The organism is Halanaerobium saccharolyticum (assembly GCF_004362045.1).
In the GTDB taxonomy this organism is placed as follows: domain Bacteria; phylum Bacillota; class Halanaerobiia; order Halanaerobiales; family Halanaerobiaceae; genus Halanaerobium; species Halanaerobium saccharolyticum_C.
The window spans coordinates 1-14,487 of the sequence record NZ_SNWX01000032.1 but is presented as its reverse complement, the minus strand read 5'-3'; the positions used below and the strand labels follow the sequence as shown (position 1 = coordinate 14,487).

At 35.0% G+C, this 14,487-nt stretch carries 16 protein-coding genes; all 16 read left to right on the top strand.

Translation table 11 applies throughout. The annotated features are described in order from the left end of the window. The 16 genes from DFR79_RS13840 (at position 1) to DFR79_RS13765 (ending at position 14,133) form a co-directional block, all read left to right on the top strand. Positions 1 to 312, top strand: coding sequence for a hypothetical protein (locus tag DFR79_RS13840; RefSeq protein ID WP_133516068.1), 312 nt, complete (start codon positions 1 to 3; stop codon positions 310 to 312). A 13-nt stretch (positions 313 to 325) separates the two neighbouring features. After that, positions 326 to 1,216 carry a major tail protein gene (locus DFR79_RS13835; RefSeq protein ID WP_133516067.1) on the top strand — a complete coding sequence of 297 codons (891 nt, stop codon included), beginning with the start codon at positions 326 to 328 and terminating at the stop codon, positions 1,214 to 1,216. Positions 1,217 to 1,226: 10 nt separating this feature from the next. Further along, positions 1,227 to 1,667: a hypothetical protein gene (locus tag DFR79_RS13830; RefSeq protein ID WP_133516066.1), complete on the top strand. Its 441-nt coding sequence runs from the start codon at positions 1,227 to 1,229 to the stop codon at positions 1,665 to 1,667. A 195-nt stretch (positions 1,668 to 1,862) separates the two neighbouring features. After that, positions 1,863 to 4,793, top strand: coding sequence for a hypothetical protein (locus DFR79_RS13825; RefSeq protein ID WP_133516065.1), 2,931 nt, complete (start codon positions 1,863 to 1,865; stop codon positions 4,791 to 4,793). Between the two features lie 12 nt (positions 4,794 to 4,805). Next, positions 4,806 to 5,162: a phage tail protein gene (locus DFR79_RS13820; RefSeq protein WP_133516064.1), complete on the top strand. Its 357-nt coding sequence runs from the start codon at positions 4,806 to 4,808 to the stop codon at positions 5,160 to 5,162. Next, on the top strand, positions 5,163 to 6,002 hold the full coding sequence (locus tag DFR79_RS13815) for a DUF2163 domain-containing protein (RefSeq protein ID WP_133516063.1): 840 nt from the start codon (positions 5,163 to 5,165) through the stop codon (positions 6,000 to 6,002). It begins immediately after the preceding gene. Beyond that, positions 6,002 to 6,388: a C40 family peptidase gene (locus DFR79_RS13810; protein WP_133516062.1), complete on the top strand. Its 387-nt coding sequence runs from the start codon at positions 6,002 to 6,004 to the stop codon at positions 6,386 to 6,388. Before DFR79_RS13815 ends, DFR79_RS13810 begins: the two co-directional genes overlap by 1 nt. Positions 6,389 to 6,392: 4 nt before the next feature. Then, positions 6,393 to 9,131 carry a phage tail protein gene (locus DFR79_RS13805; RefSeq protein ID WP_133516061.1) on the top strand — a complete coding sequence of 913 codons (2,739 nt, stop codon included), beginning with the start codon at positions 6,393 to 6,395 and terminating at the stop codon, positions 9,129 to 9,131. A gap of 12 nt (positions 9,132 to 9,143) precedes the next feature. Continuing rightward, a complete protein-coding gene (locus DFR79_RS13800; protein WP_133516060.1) occupies positions 9,144 to 9,839 on the top strand; it encodes a hypothetical protein in 696 nt (231 codons plus the stop codon). A 1-nt stretch (position 9,840) separates the two neighbouring features. Further along, positions 9,841 to 10,152, top strand: a complete 312-nt coding sequence (locus tag DFR79_RS13795) for a hypothetical protein (RefSeq protein WP_133516059.1) — start codon at positions 9,841 to 9,843, stop codon at positions 10,150 to 10,152. Next, positions 10,146 to 11,177, top strand: coding sequence for a hypothetical protein (locus tag DFR79_RS13790; RefSeq protein WP_133516058.1), 1,032 nt, complete (start codon positions 10,146 to 10,148; stop codon positions 11,175 to 11,177). The genes DFR79_RS13795 and DFR79_RS13790 overlap by 7 nt, the downstream gene beginning before the upstream one ends. Positions 11,178 to 11,217: 40 nt before the next feature. Next, the gene (avd, locus tag DFR79_RS13785) at positions 11,218 to 11,550 is read left to right on the top strand and encodes a diversity-generating retroelement protein Avd (RefSeq protein WP_347814041.1); all 333 of its coding nucleotides are present in this window, start codon (positions 11,218 to 11,220) and stop codon (positions 11,548 to 11,550) included. Positions 11,551 to 12,018: 468 nt separating this feature from the next. Next, positions 12,019 to 13,032, top strand: a complete 1,014-nt coding sequence (locus DFR79_RS13780) for a reverse transcriptase/maturase family protein (RefSeq protein ID WP_279512894.1) — start codon at positions 12,019 to 12,021, stop codon at positions 13,030 to 13,032. A gap of 83 nt (positions 13,033 to 13,115) precedes the next feature. Continuing rightward, positions 13,116 to 13,355 (top strand): hypothetical protein, encoded by a 240-nt coding sequence (locus DFR79_RS13775; protein ID WP_133516056.1) that lies wholly within the window; start codon positions 13,116 to 13,118, stop codon positions 13,353 to 13,355. A gap of 4 nt (positions 13,356 to 13,359) precedes the next feature. Then, a complete protein-coding gene (locus DFR79_RS13770) occupies positions 13,360 to 13,812 on the top strand; it encodes a lytic transglycosylase domain-containing protein (RefSeq protein ID WP_166638062.1) in 453 nt (150 codons plus the stop codon). Between the two features lie 24 nt (positions 13,813 to 13,836). Then, the gene (locus DFR79_RS13765; RefSeq protein WP_133516054.1) at positions 13,837 to 14,133 is read left to right on the top strand and encodes a hypothetical protein; all 297 of its coding nucleotides are present in this window, start codon (positions 13,837 to 13,839) and stop codon (positions 14,131 to 14,133) included. The last annotated feature ends 354 nt before the right edge of the window (positions 14,134 to 14,487 follow it).

Genomic DNA, 14,487 nt, shown 5'->3' with positions numbered 1-14,487 from the left:
ATGATTTATCAAGAATTACTGGCTGAACTCAAAACTTTATACCCAACAGCTTATCGAAAGTTTAAAGAACCTCAATCTCCTCCATTTATTCTAATTGTTTATCGGTATAACAATGATTTTATGGCGGATAATATTAATTATGTTGGAGTTGAATATTTTAATGTTGAACTATATACAAAAAAGTGGAATCCGCCAGTTGAAAAAGAAATCGAAAATTTATTTAAAAGTTTAGGGATTGCTTATCAGAAATCACAAGAATTTTTAGACGATGAAGATTTGTATCAGACAGTTTATGAAATATCAATAATATAAAGGAGTGAAATTTATGTCAAATAAAGGTACATGGGGATTAAGAAATCTCCACATAGCTTTTAAAGGAGAAGCGCAGGCTGAAAAAATTGAAGTTACTGCAGCACCTTCGACAGACGGAGAAATAGAAATTCAAGTTACAGCAGGAACTTTGCTTGGAGCAGATTCTCCTCATTCTGTAGTAGTTCCGTTAGCAAGCGAAACTCATACTACAGTGAGCAAAGTTGCATCTGCAATTGTCAATGTTTTAAACAATGATGATATCATTAGTCCAGTTTTTGATGCTAGAAACGATAAAGGTGTTATATCCCTTAAAACTAAAGTAGTGCAAGAAAATGATTCTACTTTAGAAATTGCATTCACTGACACTGGAACAACTGGAGCTACAATGGGTAGTTCTGCAGCTGTCACTGCTGGAACAACTGGATACGGTGAAGTAAAACAAATTCCAGGAGTTATTAACTTTGCTGCAGATCCAGAAGGTGACACAGCTGAATTGTTCGGAGATGATACTAAGCAACTTGAAGAAGAAACTAATAACGGATATACAGGCTCTATTGAAGCTGGCTTTATCCCTAGAGAGATTCAAGCTGAAATGCTCGGGAAAACAGTCTTTTCAAATGGAATGATTGTCGAGTCTGCAGATGATGAGCCAAAAGAATTTGCTTTAATGGCTCAAATAAATGGAAATGAAGAAGACATGAGATTTGTTTTTTGGAGAACTAAAGCTTCTAGACCTTCAAAAGATAACAACACTAATGAGGACTCAGTTACATTTGATACAGAAACCCTTAACTTAACAATGTTTGTAGAAGAAACAGCGCGTAGAGTTATGGGAGAAATATTCGAAAATGATTCTGGGTATGTTAACTTCTTTGATTCCGTTCCTTCAACTACTGATGTGTAGGTGATAATTAATGCTGCAAGAAAAGATTAATATATGGGATCACACTTTGGGACTGAGGTTTTCCGCCTTAGTCCCAAAACTTTACAGAGATAATTTTGATAAAAACTTTTTAGAAGAAGTAGGGAAAGCGGTCGCCAAAGTTGGCGGCATTCAAGAAAAATATAAAAATTATGAAACTGGAGATTTTAGAGAAATTAAAAAAGAGCAGGATGAAATCAAAAAAATATCTGATGAGCTGCTAGAATTTGTTTATTGTCTCAACAAAGCAGATAATGACATTTTTAAATTTCCTACTTATGATGAGTGGCTTAATCAATTTGATAAACCGAACTTACTTAATCTCAACTGGCTTGTGGATCTAGTTATAAGATTAGAAGAAAATTTCAGTGGTAAAGAATTTGAAGATAATAAAAACGAAAAAAAGAGTAAAAAAAAACTGAAAGAAACATAGATAGATTAGATTTATATATATTATCTATTGCTAAAAGATTGAATTATTCTATCGATGAATTAAATTATATACATTTATTAGATTTTTTAAGATTACAAAGAATTTATTTTGGCGAAGATATTGAAGAAGAAAAGAAAATATCTGAACCCCAAGGAACTCCGCAAAGTTTTCAAAATCATTTCGGGAGGTGATTAAGTGGCTCAGAAAAAAGGTATAACTGTAGAAATTGGAGCATCGACAAAAGGCCTTGACAAGGCTCTTAAAGATATTCGTTCTCAATCAAGAAAAATAGGAAGAGAATTATACCAGGTTAATCGAGCATTAAAATTCAATCCAGACTCAGTTGAACTCTGGGCTCAAAAACAGGATATTCTTACAGAAAGAGTTGAGCAAACTAAAGAAAAACTTGATGTATTAAAACAAGCTGAAAAAGACATGCAGAAACAATATAAGTCTGGAGATGTTGGAGAAAAGGAATACCGGGAATATCGCAGAGAGCTGATTAAAACTGAAGATCAGCTTGAAAGTTTTACAGATGAACTCGAGAAAACCCAAAGAAAAGCGAATGAATTTAGCAGAAAGATGCAAAAAGCTGCGGACGGCATGGAAAAGTTCGGGAATAGAATGAAAGGAATCGGTGATAACCTTAATACTCATGTCACTTTACCTATTACAGCTGCCTTTTTTGCGCTTACAGAAGGAACAAGAGATTTTAGAAAAGAAGTTTCGACTCTTGAAAATAACGCTCGAACTGCAAATGTAAGTATTGATGAAATGCACGGATATATGTCAGATCTTAACGCCGTTACTGGCGAATTAGATTCTAACGTTGAGGGATTATCCAGTTTGTTAGCTGCAGGTTTCAGAGATGAACAATTATCAAGTGTTATTGATGATATAGCTGGTGCTGTTATACAGTTCCCAGACACATTGAAGTTTGAAAATTTATCTGAATCAATCCAGGAAACTATTGGATCGGGACAGTCAGTTGGTCAATTTGATGAAATGCTGTCAAGATTAGGTATTAATTTAGATGATTTTAATGAAGGGCTGCAGACTGCAAAAGAAAACGGCAAAGCAACTGATTATGTAATGCAGACTCTTGCCAATACCGGACTATCAGATGTATATGAGCAGTATAAAGATAATAATGAAGCACTTGTAGAAAGTGCAGAAGCTAATTATGATTTAGAGCAATCTTTAGCTGAATTAGGTGCAGAACTAGAACCAATAATGACTCAAATAAAGGAAAATGTCATAGATGTAGTAGATGCTTTCAATGACTTATCAGAAGAAGAGCAAGACATGGTTATTTTTGGTGCAGGAGTGGCGGCTGCTTTAGGACCAGTATTAAGCATTACCGGAAACTTATCTCTTACATTGAGCTCTTTAACAAATGTAATTAACGGAGCCGGCGGATTAACTGCAGCTTTAAATCCTTATATGATCGGCGGAGCTGTTATAGTAGGCTTTGGCCTTCTTGCAAAAAGAATTTACGAGGGAAACAAGCAGCTTAAATTTATGGAGCGAAATGTTAAATCGCTAAACGAAGCCGAACTTAAAAGAAGAAAAGACCTACTTGAATCTGACATCCAAAAAGAAGAACGGAGATTAGAGGCTCGCAGAAATGGGGCAAGCGAAGATTCCATAATAGGTGAAAAATATTCTATAAGCGAATCACAAAACAGATTGAATAATCTAAAAAAAGATTTAGATGAGACTGAAAAGGCTTTGCAAGAAATTGAAGAAACTAACAATGAATTAGAAGAAGTAGATTTATCTGGTGGCGGTGGCGGAGGTTCAACATCTGATCAAAGCGATTACAAAAATTACATTGATGAATTAAGAGCTGAAATAGAATCATATAATTTTGAGCAAGAAGTAGAAAATATGTCTAATGACTCAGAAAAAGCCTGGGCTAAATTAGAAAATAAAATGTATGGTGAATTTGAAAGAATTGATAATCTCAAAGATGCAACAGCTGAACAAAAAGAAAAATTAAAAGAAATGGTTGAGCAATTCTACAATAACCAGTATAAAGATTATCTTGAAGAAGTTAACGAACAGGAAGAAGAGGAAGCAGAGCGCCGCAAAGAGGCTGCTATTGAAAGGGAAGAACAATTGCAAAATGAGCTTGAGCTTCTCAAAAAAGATGGTAAAGAAAGAGAACTTGCTCAATTAGAGCAGCAGTATGAAGCTGAAAAAGAATTGATGCAGGAAAAAGGCCAGGATACAGCCACTCTCACAAAAATTTATCGAGAAAAAAGATTAGATATTATTGAAAAATATAATAAAAAAGAACTTCAACTTGAAAGAGAGAAAATGGAAAACCGCTTTGAAATGGGTAAAATATCTGAAACTCAATATCGAAAATATTTAAGAGAGCGTCTAAAACAATATGAAAAAGACACTGATGAATGGCGGCGAATTAGAGAAAAAATAAATGAAACATTAAAAGCAGAAAGCGATCCTAATGACTTTTCAACTAATCTTGCCAATCTCGGAAGAATGGGAAGAAATGCAGCTACTGGCTATACTGGAGAAAGCGATTCAAAAGAAGGAGCCAAATCTATCAACTGGATGACTGATGCTTTTGTTGATTTAGGACTAGAAATCGAAGAAGCTAACCAGAAATTTGTTGATTGGAAAGATGATTTAATAACTGGCTTATCAGATGCAATAGCTAGAGGCGAAGACTTAGGAGATGTATTCGACAATATAGCTGATCAAATTGCTTCAATGGTATTACAAAAAGCTGTTGTTGGCCCTATAGTTAATTATGCTTTAGGCGGTTTAAATCTTCCAACCTTCCATGAAGGAGGTTTTGTTAGCCCAGCTAATGCTATTGCAAAAATGCAGAGGTATCACGAAGGTGGAGGAATCGGCCTTAAAAGTAATGAAGTGCCTGCAATTTTAGAAAATGGCGAATATGTGCTAAATAAAGACCAGGTAAAAGGATTACAAAATGGTGGTGGTTCAGCGCCAATAAATATATTCGACATTACTGCCATTGATACTCAATCATTTGCTGAATATGTTAGTAGAAATCCGGATGCAATTATCAATGTTGTAGGCCGAGATATTATGAGAAATGGAACTCTTAGACAAGCTATTAAAAAATCTTAAGGAGGTGAGCTTTTGGAAAAATTTGATTACAAGTACAAAAAAGCATGGGTTGTTGATATTAACACCAATACTCTTATCACCAAAATGGAAGGCGGTAGAGAACAGAGGCGCCCCAAAGGTTTGCCTTTCAGAGTGTTCAAACTAGAATTTGACAAAACAAGCAATTATAACAATGATGCAGAAGAAATAGCAAACTTTTTCTATGCCAGAAAGGGCGAATATGAACCTTTTCTCTGGGATTATAAAGACTCAGAAGGAAACATAATTGAGTCTGACATAAAAGTTAGATTCAACCAGTCTAAATTAAGCGATGAAGTATATGACAATAAAGCTCACTCATTTTCAATTGAATTAAAGGAGCTGGTTTAAATGCCCCGAACTCTCAGCCCTGATGTAATTGCAGAAAAAGATAAAGATTATAACTGGCCGATAGAACTATATCAAATAAAATTAGATGAAGAAACTTTGTACTACGCTATGTTCCCTGAGAATATAGCGTTTTTTGATGAGCAGGGGAATGAACAAACCTATTATGCAGCAAGTATCAGTAGAAGCAAAATCAAAAAGAATAACAAGACAGCTCCAGATAGTGTGACAGTCACCTTTGATAATGTCAATAAAAACTTTTCGGCCTATATTGCTAATACTCAATTCGAGGGTAGAAAAGTAACGATCTGGAAAGTATTTCGAAATCACTTAGACAAATTTGAAAACAAAATAGAAATGTTCACTGACTCAGTTATCGATTCAATTTCAACTGATGAATATAATTTAACTGCTGAGCTTGTGTCTAATCTTGATGCTTTAGAAGTCGAATTACCTCGCAGAAGTTACGGGGTTAATTGCAGATGGCCTGGTGGATTTGGTGGAGAAGGTTGCGGTTACAATATCCCAACTTTAAATGGGACCATTGACAGCATATCTAATAACAGAATATATGATAGTGCAATGAATCAGCCGGCTGATCGCTGGAAACATGGAATTATAAAGGTTGGAAATGAAAGCAGAAAAATAATTTATTCTGCAAGTGGTTTTGTAGATGTTGAATATCCTTTTCAAAATGCTCAGGCGGGCGACAGTTATCATTTAGAAGCCGGCTGTGATTTAACCTATAACGGTGGTCATGGGTGTAAATACTGGAATAACACTCAGTTTTATGGCGGTTTCTTAGACATTCCGAAAATTAGAAATGTGAGGCGTGTTGACTGATGGATTTAGAAAAGTATTTAGGTAAAGAATATAAGTTTAACGGCCGAGGGGAAGAAGGTTATGACTGTTTAGGACTGGTTGTCGATGTTTTAGCAGATAATAATATTAATCTCCCAGATAACGATGGAGAAATTTTGCCACCTGACTGGATGAAAGAAAATCCAAATAGACTGCCCGAAGGATTAAGTTTATATTGTGATCAGATAAATAAAAAAAATAAGCAGCCCTTAGATGTTGTTGTTTTTGAAGTCGGAGGAATGCCAAGACATGCAGGTATTTTGATTGACAATTATAGATTTATACACATATTTGATAATTCGAAAGCAAGAATAAGTAAATTTTCAAAGTGGAGAAAAAAATTGCATAGTATATGGAGAGCGAGGTGAGGAAATGGGAGTAGGAGCATTAGTTGGATTAGCAGCAGGAGCTGCAGCAGCTAGTACAGCGGCAAGTGTTACAGTAGCAGCCGGAGCAATGATTGGATTTAGTGTAGGTAATTCTTATGACAACTATAAAGAAGCCAAAGAATTTCAAGAAAGCATGAATCAATCAAAAAATTCTCCAACATATTCATTTGGCCCGATTAGTAATACTAAGTCTCATCAGATACCAGTCCCGGTAGTTTATGGCCGGAATCTTGTAGCAGGAAACATAATTAACCAAAAGATTCGCGGCGAAAATGATAATTTAATGGATCTGCAAGTTGGAATTTCGGAAGGCCCGATTGAATCAATTTCAGAAATCAAAGCCGATGATAAATCTATTAGTGCAGAAACTAGATTAGGATATAGAAACCAATCTTCATGGTCGAAAAACGAGCATTCTCAAACATTTCCTTATCTTGCCCATTACTCAACAACTTTAGATGCTGAAAAACTAGAGACATCAGGCACTCCAACTATGACCGCGATTGTAAAAGGGCGGCATGTAAGAGTTTGGACCGGCAGCCGATGGATAACAAAATACAGTAATAACCCTGCCTGGTGTGTTTTAGATTTTATAAGTAACAAAAGATTTGGTTTTGGTGTCGCTGATGCTTTTATAGATTTAGAAACTTTCAAAGAGGCTGCAGAATATGCTGATCAATATGTGGACGGGGAAAAGCGCTTTGAGTTAGATTTTGTTATTGATGCTAAAAGTTCAGCATTGGATATTCTTAATGAGATGCTTTCTACTTTTAGAGCATTTCTTATCTGGTCCGATGGAAAATTAAAATTAAAGATTGATAAACCAGATGTAGCAACTCAAAGTTTTATATTTTCTGATGATGAAGAAACAGATAATATTATCGAAGGAAGCTTTGGAAGGCGAGGTTCTTCCAGGAAAGAAAGATTAAGAGAAGTTGTAGTTGAATATACGGACCCAGCTGAAAACTTTGAAACTATTGGAGCTAGATTCATAGATAACAGCGTGTCTGGTGAAGCTATGAAAACTATAACCCTGAATGGTGTTAATAGATTTTCTCAAGCGGGTAGAGAAGCAAGATATTATCAGAAAAAATCAAAGTTATGCACTCAAATAATTAGCTTTGGTGCTGGTATAAACTCAATTGAAGCAGAAGTAGGAGATAAAATATTAGTTACTCATGAAAGGCCTGGGTGGGTAGACAAACCTTTTCGTATAACAGAAATATCAGAAGACAATGAAGAAAATATGTCTATTACTGCTATTGAATATAATGAAGCAATATATACTGACGATGGTTTAGTCCAGCAGGAAAATTATGCATCTACATTTAAAAATCCTTTTGAAGCGCCAAAAGAAGTTAACAATTTATCTGTTACTGAATATGGATATACAACTATAGATGGAAATCTTAATTCTAATCTAGTTGTTGAATTTGATATTCCTGACGATGAAAGATTTGACCATGCAGTTGTTGATTATTCAGAAGATGGAGGAAATTATCAAATAGCTGGAACAACCGAAACTGATGATTATGAAATTAAGAATCTTAAAGTTAATTCCAATTATAAAATTAGAGTTAGATCAGTGTCAAAATATAGAGGGATAACAAGTGCGGGAGTGGTTTCAAACTCAATAGTTATTTCTGGGAAAGATAATAAACCTGCAGCGCCCAATACTCTGCAAGTAGCTCAAAAAGGAGCAAAAGTTATTTTTAAATGGTCTGAAGTTGATGAACCAGACATATTAGGTTATGAAATTAGAAAAGGAACCGACTGGGAAAACGGAGATATTCTCGGGACCAAACTAACTGGGGATAGATGGACATCAGAAAATGAACTAGATGGCACTCACAGATACATGATCAAGTCTATTGATAGAGTTAAGCAAAAATCAGTAAATTATACTTCTACTATTTTTGAGGTTTCAGATACAGGCCTCGAACTCAATATAATACAGGAAAGAAATGAACTTAATTATATAGACAATGCTACACTTGAAAATTTAAGCAAAATAAATAATAAAATTATGTTTAATCATATGTTTACTCTTAATGATTTGCAAAATTATACTCTTAACGATTGGCCTGATTTGGAAGCTTATTCAAACGGAATTCCAGATTTTGAGAAACAGGCAAATTACATTACAGAAGCTATAGACACAGGTCATGTAGGCAGAACTGATATAAGGATTAAAAAAGATTGGTTTTTTCAAGATTTAGATTTAAGTTTACTTAGTTTCAATGATAGAAATCTAAATGATTTCCCAAATAACAGTATGAATAATCCACCTGCAATATATGATACTCAAATTTATGTAAAATTTTCTGATGATAACATAGACTGGTCTGACTGGCAGCAGTATATGACAGGCGAATATAAGTTCAGATACGCGCAATTTAAGGCTGAAATTAATATAGAAACTGAAAGCACAGAATTTGAAATTGAGCAACTTGAAATGATATTTGATGTTCCTGATTTAGAACTTGTAGAAAGATATATTTCAGTTGATACAGGTGGGAAAACAATAAATTATTCTGATTATGGGATAGAATTTTATAAAGTTCCGGTTAGATATTCCGCTGATATTGTTCAGAATGGGTCAACAATGAAATATGCTAACTTTACAAATAAAAGTAAAACAAGTGTAGATGTAAAAATATTAGATATTAACAACAATGATGTCGGAGGGACAATAGAAGAATTAATAATAGAAGGATATTAAAGGAGTGATCAGATGACTCAAGAATATCATAAATCGTTAGCAGATATGGGAGACTCTAACGGCCCCAAACTGGCCGAATATCTCCATGAAAACTTTGAAACAATAATAAGCCAATGGGCAGGAGCAAGTTCTCCTGGGTCTCCTACTCAAGGCCAACCATGGTTAGATATTTCATCGGGCTGGACTGACGCTAAATTAAAATTTTGGAACGGCTCAAGCTGGATATTAGCAAATGAGTATAATCCGTATATAAAAGACTTAAGAGTTGCCAGGGGTTCAAAAGAAACCCTCTGGGAGCGGTTGGAAGTAGCTATGAATGAGGACGGAACTATCAAGTCTGACCTTGCTGAAAATATGACCGAATGGATTGACAGCGCGTTAACTGTAACATATGTAAGCGCTGAAACTTTTACAGTGCCCGGAGATTACACGGATGTATTTGTCACCAATAGAAAAATAAAAGCGACATTAGATTCTAGTTCAGTATATTCTGCTGTAGAATCAGCTAATTACAGCTCAACTAATGATGAGACAACTATAGTTCTATTTGATGCAGTAATAGATGGAACAATTCAAAAAGTAGAGTACGGGCTTGTAAAAGCTGGCCCTGAGGGCTCAAACCCAGAAAACAACTTAATAGACGAAACAACAGGGGATATTTACGAATTTAAAATGATTGACGGCTCATTAGCAATGGAGGTTAGATAACATGAGAGGTTTTCCAAAAGTGCTTAATTCAAGACAGGATTATGAAAATGTGATTAATGACTTTGGCTACACACCAAAAGTAAAAAGAGCATACCAGGGGCTGCTAAATACAGCCAAAAAGTATGAGTTTGACAAAGAACTTGCAGCAGAATCTGATAGAACTGGCCCTGAGCCTGAGTACAAAGTTATGACTCAGGAAGAAGAGGGAACAGAAAAGATAGTGCAATATAAATTAGTAAATAATCCAGATGGTAAAATATTTAAACTAGGATTTACAATTGATGAAGTCCAGGAGGTGATTGATCAATGTTAACTTTCGTTGGAGCTGATTCACCTTCGTTTTTCAACTTCAAAGGACATATTGAAAAGAGTGCAGCTGATGAAATTACAGTACCTCCATTAGCTTTGAGAATTGATAGGCAAAATCTCAAAAAAGAGACTGACACTATTTTAACTGTTGCAGATAATGACGGCAGCTTTGCAAGTTTCACTCTTGGAGAAAACTATTATATATATGCACTGCAGCCATCAGCTGATGCTGAGCCGGATTTTGTTATATCAATTAACTCAACTTATCCAGATGGATATACAGAAAATAATTCAAGGAAAATTGGTGGGTTTCATTATGGAAGAATAAGATCGACAGCTGATGCTTTCAATGATAACGCAAGCATTGATGTTAATATAGTTTCTAATTCAGTTTGGGATTTGCAGAATAGACCGACTTGCGACCCTACCGGCATGGCAAAAGTGGGAGACATCTGGGTAGATATTTACCTCACAAGTCACGGAGCTGGTAGCTGGCCTGATCAAGAAGTAGTCAGCGAATATAATTCGACACCTGTTACTGGTACAGAAGGTTACTGCTGGTATGATTTTCAAAGGTTATTTAGTAATGTAGATAAAAGAATGTTAAGTTATGCGGAATGGATTCAAGCTGCTTATGGTAGTCCGCAGGGTCATGATGGCGACAATAATGCTGCATGGTCTGCAACAAGCAATAGTGGTAGAGCTGCAACAGGTACTGTAGAACAAGCAGTTTCTGTTCATGGAATTGTTGATTGCGCAGGGAATGTCCAAGAATGGTTAGATGAATTTACTTATAGAAATACAGGATCAACTGGCTTTGATTGGCATGATGTTTTAAATGCAGGAAAAGACAGCTCAGATGGTCAAGGCCAGGCATATATGCAAAATAATGTATCATTAATTGCTATGCGTGCTGGCGGCAGCTGGAGCCACGGTGTCTATTGCGGCGCTCGGGCGGTGGCTCTGATCGACTGTCCGTGGCATGTCAGCAGCGTTAACGGTTGCCGCGGCGCCTGTGATTCTCTGTAATTTGTAATTTGGAAATGGTTTTGGTTTGGGGTGGTTTTGAATTAAGAACTTAACTATACAACAAAAGCTATATGACTTAATGAAGTGGTTTTTTCCAATAGTGGATAACTTCCCAAAATATGAAAAGTTTGTTTTATGTACACAAATTAAAAATTTAGTATTGGAAATATCAAAATTAATTATTGAAGCTAATAAATCAAAAAGCAAAGTTAGATTTTTGAATAGAATTGATGTCAAAATTGAGCAATTAAGAATGTTGATCAGGTTTGCTCATGACAGAAAATATTTAAGTCACAAGAAATACGAAAATGTATCTAAGAAAATAGATGAAATCGGCCGAATGTTAGGTGGTTGGATTAAATCTTGCTTATAAATTTATGGGGTTAAAGGCGTTGGTGCTGGCGGCAACTGGAGCAACGGTGTCAATTGCGGCGCTCGGACGGTGAATCTGAACAACTATCCGTGGAATGTCAACAGCAATAACGGTTGCCGCGGCGCCTGTGCTCTTTATATAAATTTTACAGATAATAGTTGGTTACGGCCACTATTACAGTGTTTTTAGAGAACAGGCCTTTAATCCCTGCTGAGAACTTAATAAAAGTCAATCCAGCAAAAAATTTGAATTGCTGGCCAGATAGCTAGTATTGAAACATAGAAAGTTATCACAGTCAGCGACAGCCTGCTCTCATTTGGGTAGGCTTTTCTTTTCACCCAAATATAGAGAAAGTGGTGATTGGTTATCCCGAAAAAAGTTAGAAATATTTATTCTAAAATATATGATTTTGAAAATTTATACCAGGCTTATTTGAATTCGAGAAAAAGCAAAAGATATAAACATGAAGTGTTAAAATTTACAAGTCAATTAGAAAGCAATCTTATCCAGCTGCAGAATGAACTGATATATAAAACTTATGAACAGGGCAAATATCATCAATTTTATGTATATGAACCAAAGCAAAGGCTAGTAATGGCTTTACCTTTTAGGGACCGGGTAGTCCAATGGGGAATATATCGTCAATTGTATCCGATTTACAGCAAAATATTTTATCAGTATTCTTGCGCTTGCCAGAAAAATAAAGGCACTCATTATGCTGCAGATCACCTTCAAGATAAAATGAGAATCATGGATAGGAAACCAAGAGAAACTTATTATTTAAAAGCAGATGTAGCAAAATATTTTTATAGAGTTGATCATAATGTTTTAATGAATATCCTAAAAAGAAAAATTGGCTGCAGAGACACTTTAGAGCTTTTATGGAAAATAATAAAAAGTGATGATGGAGAATTTGGAATCCACCTGGGAGATCATCATTTTGAAAAAGGCAAGATAAAAGGAATTGGAATCCCGATAGGCAATTTAACAAGCCAGTTATTTGCAAATGTCTACTTAGATTTTTTAGATAAATTTATTAAACATAATCTCAGAATTAAACATTATGTCAGATACATGGATGATTTTGTTATTTTGGGAAAGTCTAAAAAAGAATTACATACAATCAGAAAAGAGATAGAAATATTTCTTGATGATTATCTAAAATTAGAACTTAATAACAAAACTACTGTTGATAATATATGGAATGGAATAGATTTTTGCGGATATGTAACTTACCCACCATATCGCAAACTGAGAAAATCGACCAAAAAGAAAATGAAAAAGAAATTAAAATACTTACAGAAAAAATATTATGAAGAGGAGGTGACTTTAGAAGATATTAGAGCGAGTGTTAATTCTTATTTGGGAATTTTAAAACACTGCAATAGTTATAATCTTACAATGTCAGTTATTAATAAATTAGACGATAAAATACTTAATCAGCTAGGTTTAGAAGACCGGTTAGAATTAAAAAGCATATAGATTTACCCAGTGGAAACAAACTTTTTACGCAGACGATTTTACAAAATTGGAAACAAATAGATATAAATATTTGAGGTGAAATTATGGCAAACGGACATTCAGAAATTGATGCTGAGATGCTAAATGAAAAAGGATGCGAGTTTGGTAGATCATTAAAAAAAGATTTGAAGAATACTAATGAGGGAGATATCGAGAATATGAAACAAGACATCGCAAAGATAGTCGAAAATTTACAAGGCAGGCCGACCTGGGCGATTACAGTCATGATTACTGTAATGTCTAGTATGATAGTTGGGATGGCAGTTACACTTTTAGGGGGGTGATATTTTGAAACAAAAAATTAATGCAGCAATAAAAAAATATGCTGAACAATACGGAATTCCTCCAGGATTAATTAAAGCAATTATTGAAGTAGAAAGTTCAGGCAACCCGTTTGCCATGAGATATGAAGATCATTATCGCTGGTTAGTTGAACCATTTTCTCAATTCCATTGGCACGCCGAAACTGAAAAACAGTCCCAAAAGACTAGCTGGGGTTTAATGCAGATAATGGGAGCTGTTGCTCGAGAAAGGGGATTTAAAGGTAGGTACTTATCAGAGCTAAGCAAACCAGAGCTAGGAATCAAGTTTGGCTGCAAGCATCTGAAATGGAATTACAATCGCTACAATGATTGGAATGATGCTATAAGCGCATTCAACCAGGGCAGCAATCGAAAAAATGAACATGGTGAATATGAAAATCAGATCTATGTAAATAAAGTTTTAAGAAATTGGAAATAAAAATTATAAGGAGATGTTAATAATATGCTAACAACTATAAGTAAAATTTGGACTGTTTTTCAGGTGGCTTTCGGTGTATTAAAAGAAGTAAAAGAACTTGTTGAAATTTTTGAGCAGGCTGATACCGATGACGGCAAAAAGCATGGTCCAGAAAAGAAAAATGCAATTGTCGAATTGGTGGAGGCTGTCTATGATGCGGCAGATAATACTGTAGATTTACCTTTCAAAAAGGAAACGATCATGGGGCTTGTTGACAAAGCTATAGATGTAATAGTTGATTTAATGAATGTGATCGGCCAGTTTCGAAGCAAGTCAAAGTAATTTCGATTATGATGAGTTTGGAAAAAACTTAAAAGCTGAATACAGACCGCGGACCAGTCGAGAATTGCTCGGAAAGAAAAAAATTGATTTTGAGCAAAAGTTGATTGATGCGGCAGAAAAATATAATAGCCTCGAGTGAATGCTCGGGGTTATTTTTTTATTTAAAAAGGTTTCTAGCATTCATTAGAGAACTATATAAAGAGTAAATCCTGCACAAATCCTGCACCCAACCAGTTAATATATATTAATATACTGATTTTGGAAAAGAAAGAAAAGCCCTATAATCACCGTTATTTCGTAGATTAGTTAATATTCGTTATTAAACGTTATTTGTATTCACATAACATGGGATTG